This window comes from Levilactobacillus koreensis JCM 16448 (assembly GCF_001435525.1).
Taxonomy (GTDB): Bacteria; Bacillota; Bacilli; order Lactobacillales; family Lactobacillaceae; genus Levilactobacillus; species Levilactobacillus koreensis.
On record NZ_AZDP01000086.1, the window covers coordinates 5,832 to 14,151 of the forward strand.

General features: G+C 49.9%; 6 protein-coding genes. 2 read left to right on the forward strand and 4 right to left on the reverse strand.

From position 1 onward, the window contains the following. Positions 1–138: 138 nt before the first annotated feature. From FC99_RS07535 to FC99_RS07555, 4 genes are all read right to left on the reverse strand, one after another. Positions 139–1,128, reverse strand: a complete 990-nt coding sequence (locus tag FC99_RS07535; protein WP_048735835.1) for an aldo/keto reductase — start codon at positions 1,126–1,128, stop codon at positions 139–141. Between the two features lie 375 nt (positions 1,129–1,503). Continuing rightward, positions 1,504–2,409, reverse strand: coding sequence for an N-acetylmuramic acid 6-phosphate etherase (gene murQ / locus FC99_RS07540; protein ID WP_048735834.1), 906 nt, complete (start codon positions 2,407–2,409; stop codon positions 1,504–1,506). Between the two features lie 294 nt (positions 2,410–2,703). After that, positions 2,704–4,353, reverse strand: coding sequence for a peptide ABC transporter substrate-binding protein (locus FC99_RS07550; RefSeq protein ID WP_048735832.1), 1,650 nt, complete (start codon positions 4,351–4,353; stop codon positions 2,704–2,706). A gap of 12 nt (positions 4,354–4,365) precedes the next feature. Then, positions 4,366–5,853, reverse strand: coding sequence for an amidase (locus FC99_RS07555; protein WP_156166949.1), 1,488 nt, complete (start codon positions 5,851–5,853; stop codon positions 4,366–4,368). Between the two features lie 419 nt (positions 5,854–6,272). Between FC99_RS07555 and FC99_RS07560 the strand changes: the two genes are divergently transcribed. Next, positions 6,273–7,151 (forward strand): transporter substrate-binding domain-containing protein, encoded by an 879-nt coding sequence (locus FC99_RS07560; RefSeq protein ID WP_048735830.1) that lies wholly within the window; start codon positions 6,273–6,275, stop codon positions 7,149–7,151. Positions 7,152–7,170: 19 nt separating this feature from the next. Further along, entirely contained in the window at positions 7,171–7,860 is a 690-nt protein-coding gene (locus tag FC99_RS07565) for an amino acid ABC transporter permease (protein ID WP_048735829.1), read from the forward strand. The last annotated feature ends 460 nt before the right edge of the window (positions 7,861–8,320 follow it).

The following is an 8,320-nucleotide window of genomic DNA, read 5'->3' on the forward strand; positions in this document are numbered from 1 at the left end:
ATATATGATCGAAACGTGCGCCAAAAGGCAGTCAACTGCGCTTAACCCCGCTGGACAAACAACCCAAAACCGAGACTATTTGTCTAGCAACGTTACTACTCATTGACTAACCGCCTTCTGTCCCATTCTCCTTAATGCTTAAGCCTTTAAGATTTTATCGATTGCTTGTAATTGGTCATCATCAAAGGCCAGGTTTTGAACCGCCTTGATGTTTTCCTTCAAGTGCGCCGGTTTGGATGCCCCGGTGATGACACTCGTAATGACTGGGTTGTGTAATAGCCAAGCTAGAGCCATGTGAGACAACTTTTGACCACGGCTCTGGGCAATTTGATTGAGCGCTTGTAATTTCTGCACCATCTTGTCACGGCCATTGTCCAAGACGAATTCGTTTGACCAATGGATGTCAACGTCCGCTGGAATCCCATCCAGGTACTTGTCCGTCAGAAGCCCTTCAGCCAAGGGACCGTAAGCAATGGCCCCAGCATTGTTCTTAGCCAACATGTCGAACAAGCCGTCATTGTTAGCCGTCTGGTTCAACATGTTATAGGAAACCTGATCAACGACGAATGGCGTATGCAAGTCCTTAAAGATCTTGATCATCGCTGCAGCCTGCGGTTCCGTGTAATTCGAAATTCCCACGTACAACGTCTTGCCTTGGCGAACCAAATCGTCCAACGCAACGGCCGTTTCTTCTGGTGAGGTTTCCGGGTCGAACCGGTGACTGTAATAAATGTCAACGTAATCTAAGCCCATCGCTTTTAATGAACGGTCCAGAGAAGCCGTCAAGGCCTTACGGGAACTCATTTGTCCGTATGGTCCTGGCCACATGTGGAAACCAGCCTTACTACTAATAACCAATTCATCACGGTAAGGCATCAATTCCCGTTGCAGCACTTGGCCAAAGAGACTTTCGGCAGCGTATGACCCTGGGCCGTAGTTGGCAGCGAGGTCAAAACTAAAGATACCCGCATCGAACGCCTTCAAAATCACATCACGCGTGTCCCCATAGTTGGCATTTTCGCCAAAACTGTGCCACATCCCAAAAGAGATTGCGGGCAATTGGAACCCGGTGTTCCCTGCACGCCGAACCGGCATCTTCTCGTAACGGTGTTCATCTGCTAAATACATGTCTTGCCACATTCCTTTCCAGTTATACCTAAATTAAAGTATAGAGAATTGGTGTGGACCAGTCAAGTTTATGACTGAAATTGGTCTAACCACTGTGAAATTATTTTCTTTAGCGTTAGAGATTGGACCGTATCGACCTATTCGCAATCAAGTTCTATTAGAGCAAAGCAATTGTATAATACATCTTAGTCTGTATCCAATAAGAAAACTCTACCAACAAATTATGAGTTTCAGTTGAACCATCACCCCAATATTCCCGGTCAATCTCATTAAATTGCATAATACATAATCGCTACTCAGCTGGTTTTTACCCAAAACAAAAGGAGCCCAGAAACTTTCCAGACTTCCTTTAAATCACGCTATATTTATTCAAATCTAACCTTTGTCACTCAGTTTAACTGCTTGTGAGACGTGACCATTCGTCGCATCCAACAGTGCCTTAGCCTCCGCAATCGTCCCCTTGGTTTCAATCAGCACAATTGCTAACGGCACGTTATTGCCAGCACGATCTAAAGCCCGTTCCGCAGCTAGCGTCGACGTTTGAGTCGCCTCCGCAATAATCTTCTTGGCCCGTTCAAAGGTCTTACCATTGGTTGGGACCACGTTGATCATCAGGTTTTGGTAAACCTTGCCCGTCTTGATCATAATTCCCGTCGACAGCATGTTGAGGACCATCTTTTCAGCAGTCCCCGCCTTCAGCAAAGTGGCCCCGGTGATAATTTCAGGACCCACAACTGGTGTGATTGGGAAATCCGCTAGCTCAGACAATGGGCTGCCCTCAATGCAGGAAAAGCCAATTCCTAGTGCCCCTTGGTCCTGGGCAAATTGCAGTGCAGCCAACGTGTATGGTGTCTGCCCGGAGGCGGCACTCGCAATCACCACGTCCTTACTGGTCAAGTGCACGGCGCCCAAATCAGCTTGGGCCAGTTCTGGTGAGTCTTCGGCGGCTTGAACCGTCGTTGTCAAAGCCTGAGTGCCCCCGGCAATCAAGCCAAACGTTTGTTGAGCCGTCAGCCCATAGGTTGGTTGTAGTTCCGTTGCGTCAATCACACCCAAACGGCCAGAGGTCCCGGCGCCAACGTAGATCAGCCGACCGCCTTCATCAAATTTGGGGTACGCCGCGTCAATGGCTGCCGCAATCTGGGGCAACTGCTTCTGTACGGCTCGCGCAACCCGGTGATCCTCTCGGTTGATCGTTGCAACCATTTCTAACGTGGATTCCCGGTCAATGTGTGTCGAGCGGTGATTCCGTTGTTCAGTAAGTAAGTCATCAAATTGCATGGTGTCAGCCTCCAAGTTTCCTGATCTAATTCTAATATGTATTCGCTTTCATTGTGACTATCTCTGGTATAACATGTTTCATAACTAATTTCAATTCCGAATTTAAAAATCGACTGGCTGAAACATTTTCCAAGACTGCAAAAAAAAGCGAACGACCAACGCCGTTCGCTTTCAGGAAAAAGTGTTCAATTTCGGATCTGGGACAAAAGCTCCAGCCCCTTTTGCGCTCCGTCGAAACGTGTGATTGAAAGCAATCGATGAGCATCAACTGCCTTCTGTCCCACTCTGAAAAGTCTATTTTTCGACCTTCATCCACTGGTAACCACGACTCATCCCCGCTGGATTCCAAACGTAACCACTGACCTTAGAGTTCCACATCTCGGCCGTGGCGGGTTGATACAGCGGAACGACCCCTTGTTGCGTCATCAGTCGCTTTTCGGCCGTGACCAAGTCGTTGTAGCGCGCCGTTGGGTCGTTAGCATCCTGATTCTCAGAACGCTTGATTGCCGCATCGTATTGGGCATCGGAGAAGTCACCATTGTTATTCGTGTTCCCGGTACTCATCAACGATAAGAAGTTGATTGGATCGGCGAAGTCAGCGCCCCAACTTGAAAGGACCAACTCAAAGTTACCAGAGTTTGAGCGGCTCAACCGCGTCTTGTATGGCAGACTGTTGATCGTCACCTTCACGTTAGGCAGCTTTTGCAATTCAGCTTGAACGTATTGCGCGACCGTCTTGGTGACGGAAATATCATCCGCCATTAACGTCAGGTTCAGCTTCCTCGTCCCGGTTGCCTTTAGACCGGCTTTCATTAATTTCTTGGCTTGCGGTAAGTCGTAAGTGACCCCACTCTTGACGTAAGCGTCCGTTGCAAAGTCCTTCTTGGTCTTGGGATTGCGTGACAGATTCTGTGAAACGAAGCCAAGTGGTGCCTTCGACCCATCACGCAAAACGCTCTTGGCCAACTGCTGCTTATCAATGGCCATAGACAGGGCTTGACGTACCTTTAAATTCCGCAGTGCCTTGACCTTTTTCTGGTTCATCTGCATGTAGTAAGTGGTCCCACCAACAAACGTTTTCAAGCTAGGATTGTTCTTCAGGTTTGCCACCTGCGTTCCATCCAGCATGGTTGCGTCGAGGTCCTTCTTCTGAAAGAGACTGAGCCCGGTCGATGGGTCGGCCACGACCTGAAAGTTCATCTTCTGTAGCGTGATGTTCTTCTTGTCCCAGAAATGGGTGTTCTTCACAAGTTCCCAGTTCTGATTGGTCCCTTGCCACTTTGTCATGACAAATGGCCCATCGTAAGCGGTCTTGCCGCTGGTATGACCATAGTCACTCCCATAGCGGTCAACCACGCTCTGCTCTTGGGGGAAGAACGTTGGGAAGGCGAGCAGTAACTTAAAGTAGGCTACTGGCTTACTCAACGTCACCTGCAACGTGTTCTTGTTCAAGGCTTTAACGCCTAACTGGTTCGGGGCTAATTTGCCACTTTGAACCTGATCATAGTTCTTGATACCCGCCATCAGATAAGCGTACTCCGACGCGGTCTTGGGGTTGACCGTCCGTTGCCAGGAGTACACGTAGTCCTTAGCAGTGACGGCACGACCATCGTTCCAACGGTTATTCGACCGTAGCTTGAAGACGTAGGTTTTCCCGTCCTTAGATACCGTTGTCTTGGTTGCCATGGCGTTGATCAGCTTCTCTTTTTTACCCAACCGATACAATCCCTCTTGCGTATGATAGAGCATGGTCAGACTCGTCGAATCAGCGGCCTTCGAGACGTCTAACGTGGTCACTTCGGATTTTGCCGACAGCTTAACGACCTGCTTAGCTGCCAACTGACCCGAGTTACCGGTTGATGACGTCGACTTGCCACAAGCGGCTAACCCGCCCGCAACCAGTAACGCCAATCCCATTAAAATTCCAAATTGCTTTCCCTTCAAAATCTTCTCTCCTCATTCCAATTTAGTTGCATGTAACCATTCTAACTTTCCAGCGCCTTCAAATAAAGCACCAAGCCTCAATAATGCTAATTCTTGTCCTTTTGCTGCATTAAACTGGATTCCAAGGGGCAACCCTTCCTTGGTGACCGCTGTGGGTAAACTAATTGCGGGTTCCCCGGTCAGATTGGCCTGTTGGGTAAATGGCGACCGCGTGAGAGCCGGTAACCATTGGTCATAGATCAATTGCTTCTGCGCCCGTGGACTGAGGCTCTCGATGGACGCCATCTTCATTTCATTTTCTGCTGAGACCAGCGTGTCACCGACCTTGGGTGCGGGCCACGCCGTTGTTGGAGTCAAAATGATCGGGTAATTGGCGTGTAGTTTCGCCATCGCCCAAGCGGCCTGATCCCACTTGCTTAGCGCTAAACTATAATCGGCCGCACTCGTATGCTGCCCGGTCTGATACAGCGTCCAGGTCAGCAGCTCCATATCGGTTCGCTTCAGTGGCCGACCGATACCGTCTGCCAGCTCACTCATAAAGGCCGCCGTTTCACCGGCATTCATGGTGTAATAACTCGCCATGAGCGCCACCCCATCGATTGGCACGTGAACTTCCTCCACGTCAAATCCTTGATCACTGAGAAATTTAGCCGCCTGCTCGACCGCTTGGATTGCATCAGAACTGACCGGCGTTCCCACCGGGGATTCGGTCGTATAGCCCACCTTGACGGGTTTCATTGGCTGATCCAATTGCGCCAAATAACCGGCCTTTTCTAGTGGCGTCTGAAAGACCGCGGCTGGTTGAATCGTTTGTAGGCTATCCAATAGGACCGCCGTATCCTTGATCGACCGGGTCAGAGCAAAGTCAATGGCCGCGCCCTGCCAAGACCGCCAGTCACTAGGACCAACTGGCACCCGACCCCGCGTTGGCTTTAGGCCAATTGTCCCCGACCACGAGGATGGAATTCGAATCGACCCACCGCCGTCACTGCCGGCAGCGATTGGGACCAATCCGGCAGCCACACTGGCACCGGCACCACCAGACGACCCGCCTGGTTGATAGCTCAGATTCCAGGGATTTCGCGCCGGACCATAGATCTCGGCATCCGTAATGTTTTTAAAGCCGAATTCCGGAAAATTGGTCTGTCCAATAATAATGAAACCTGCCCGTTGCAGAGCCTTAACGAAGAAACTGGTCTGCGTTGCCACATTATCCTGTAAAAGTCGCGAGCCACTCGTGCTTGGTTCCCCTTGTAGCTGTTGGCCGAGTCCCTTTAATAGTAGGGGGACACCTAAAAATGGTTGCCCGGTATCGACCTGTGCCGCAGCCTCCTGTAACGCCTTTTCCTTACGCGTCGTGATAACCGCATTTAATTGTGGATTCTGTCGGTCGATCTCGTTAAACGCCGCTTCCACCAGTTCTTGGCTGGTAACCTCACCATTCCGGACCCGCTTGGCCCACGTCAATGCTGGTACCCCAATCCACTCTAATTCACTCATCTGCATTGCCCCCTCTAAAGTTGAAAGTTAGTTGACCTAATCTACATTTGGGATTGACAGCACCCGCGCCTTGACACTCCTCACTTAACTGTAAATGGCAACCATCTTATCTATGAGCCATCATTCACGGTGAAAATGTCACTAACGTTAATCAGCCAATCCACTTAAAATTATTCACTTGTGAAATTCAAGCGAATACATTGTAAAATGAGAAACCTAACCCCCTTTACGGCTAACCAATTACCATCGCATCACTACTGGGATACCGCCGCTATCAATGTTCATAGATGATCAAATCACACCTGAATTTCACTGAAAAACGGCACCTAGTCAATTTTCACAATACCCGGTTGTAAAAGCGTTTTCAAGTAGTTATACTTGGAACGTCTTAGATCACAATTGAAAGGACTGAATACTTGATGAATAAGACGAAGAAATGGTTGGTTTTAGGGTTAGGGTTAAGTTTAGTGATGAGTCTCGGTCTCGTTGGTTGCGGGAAGACCTCATCGAAATCTACAAATACCAAGGTTGCCGATAAGAAAACATTGATTGTCGCGACTTCAGGTACGCTGTACCCCACGTCGTTTCACATGTCCAAGAACAGTAAGTTAACTGGCTTTGACGTGGAAGTTGTCCGGGCCGTTGCCAAGGGGCTGGGCAAGAAGGTCAAATTTAAGGAACTCAGTGTCGACGGTCAATTAACGGCGGTCAGCTCCGGTAAGGCTGACATGGCGGCGAACGACTTTGGCCTTTCCCCGGCACGCAAGAAGCAATTTGCCCTGTCGACGGTCTATAAGCACTCCTTTAACAGCATCGTTGTGCGGGACAAGGACGATTCCGGTATCCACAACTGGGCCGACATCAAGGGTAAGAAGGCCGCCGGTGAAGCGGGGACGAGTTATCAACGGCTCGCTCAACAGCTGGGAGCCAAATTGGTCAACTACGATAACGTCTCCAACGATGTCTACTTGAAGGACCTCGAAAAGGGTAAGACCGACGTTATCATGAACGACTACTACCTGCAAAAATTAGCGTTAGCCGCCGTGCCAAACAACGGCTTACACATCGTGAAGAACATGTACTTCACAACTACTGATGATGGTCAGGGTGTCGGCATCTTGATGAAGAAGAGCAACACGAAGCTCCAGCAAGAAGTCGACAAGGAAATCAAGAAGCTCCTGAAGGATGGCACCATCAAGAAGATTGCCGAGAAATACTACGGTGCCGACGTGACAAAGAAGCCTAACGTCCACATCTCCAAGAACTTTACGATCAAGTCTACGTCGACTGGCCAATAGAAATTGAGGGGTGTCATCCATGTTAAAGTACCTCTCGATCCCCGGCTTTTTCAACGCACCGCTGGCTTGGTCATCCATTCCCCAAATTCTAAGTGGCCTGCCCATGACGATCTACTTGACCGCAATGGCGTTTGTCTTGGCCACGATTCTAGGCATGTTGTTGACCCTGGCACAGCTGAGTCATAGCAAACTGCTCCACTGGTTGGCCCGCGCCTACATCTCGTTTATGCGGGGCGTTCCGATGTTAGTCGTCCTGTTCATCGTCTACTTTGGTTTTGGCCTCGATGCCATGCCAGCCGCTATCCTGTCGTTTACGATTGGTGCGGCCGCCTTCATCTCCGAGGTCTTCCGTTCAGCCTTTATGGGCATCGACCCCGGCCAGTATGAAGCCGCCTACTCGATTGGTCTGCCCTATCGTAAGGTCATGCGCTTTATCATCATTCCGCAAGCCTTTCGCATCAGCATTCCCGCCCTTGGTAACATTCTGCTCGACATGTTCAAAGGTACTTCGCTCGCGGCCATGATTACCGTGACCGAAATGTTCATGCAAGCTAAAATCGTTGCTGGCGCGAACCAGGACTACATGACGATCTATATTACGATTGCCATTCTGTACTGGCTCTGCTGTGTCATCATCACGGCTGGTCAGAATCAGCTGGAGCGTTGGTTGGACTATGACCGACCGAAAGCGCATTTGAAATTGTTGTAAAGTTACACTGACTAGACTTGAGCGCACTGCGGCTGCCAGGGATTCCGCCTGCTATGGGGAACGCCTCCAGCCTGAGAAACGGGCTTCCGTCTCGCCTCAAAGCCACGAAGAACACGTGTCTCCGAGGTCGTCCCACGATGTAAGCCGGGAAAGAACCCCGTCTAACATCGTCGACACAGCTGGCTCCATCCCTGGCCACCTTCGGCTTAGACTGATATTTTCAGTCATGTTCATTTACGGCCGGGAATCCCTAAATTTTCAAAGTAGCCGTTCAAGCCGATTTTGAGTTACGCTAAAGATAGCCTGACCGCCTTGATGACCAGGCTGTCAGTGAAATCAGTCTAACTGAAGATTGAAAGTTCCAAAATACCAATCATGCCTGCTCTAGCAACAATATCGGTCCCAAAACTAGGCAACCTGGTGGGTCCTTCGCCTTACCGGCCGGCAGATATGGGCTGGA

Coding starts and splice junctions, on each gene's coding strand:
- FC99_RS07535 (WP_048735835.1), bottom strand. CDS start 1,128: ATGTATTTAGCAGATGAACACCGTTACGAGAAGATGCCGGTTCGGCGT.
- murQ (WP_048735834.1), bottom strand. CDS start 2,409: ATGCAATTTGATGACTTACTTACTGAACAACGGAATCACCGCTCGACA.
- FC99_RS07555 (WP_156166949.1), bottom strand. CDS start 5,853: ATGAGTGAATTAGAGTGGATTGGGGTACCAGCATTGACGTGGGCCAAG.
- FC99_RS07560 (WP_048735830.1), top strand. CDS start 6,273: ATGAATAAGACGAAGAAATGGTTGGTTTTAGGGTTAGGGTTAAGTTTA.
- FC99_RS07565 (WP_048735829.1), top strand. CDS start 7,171: ATGTTAAAGTACCTCTCGATCCCCGGCTTTTTCAACGCACCGCTGGCT.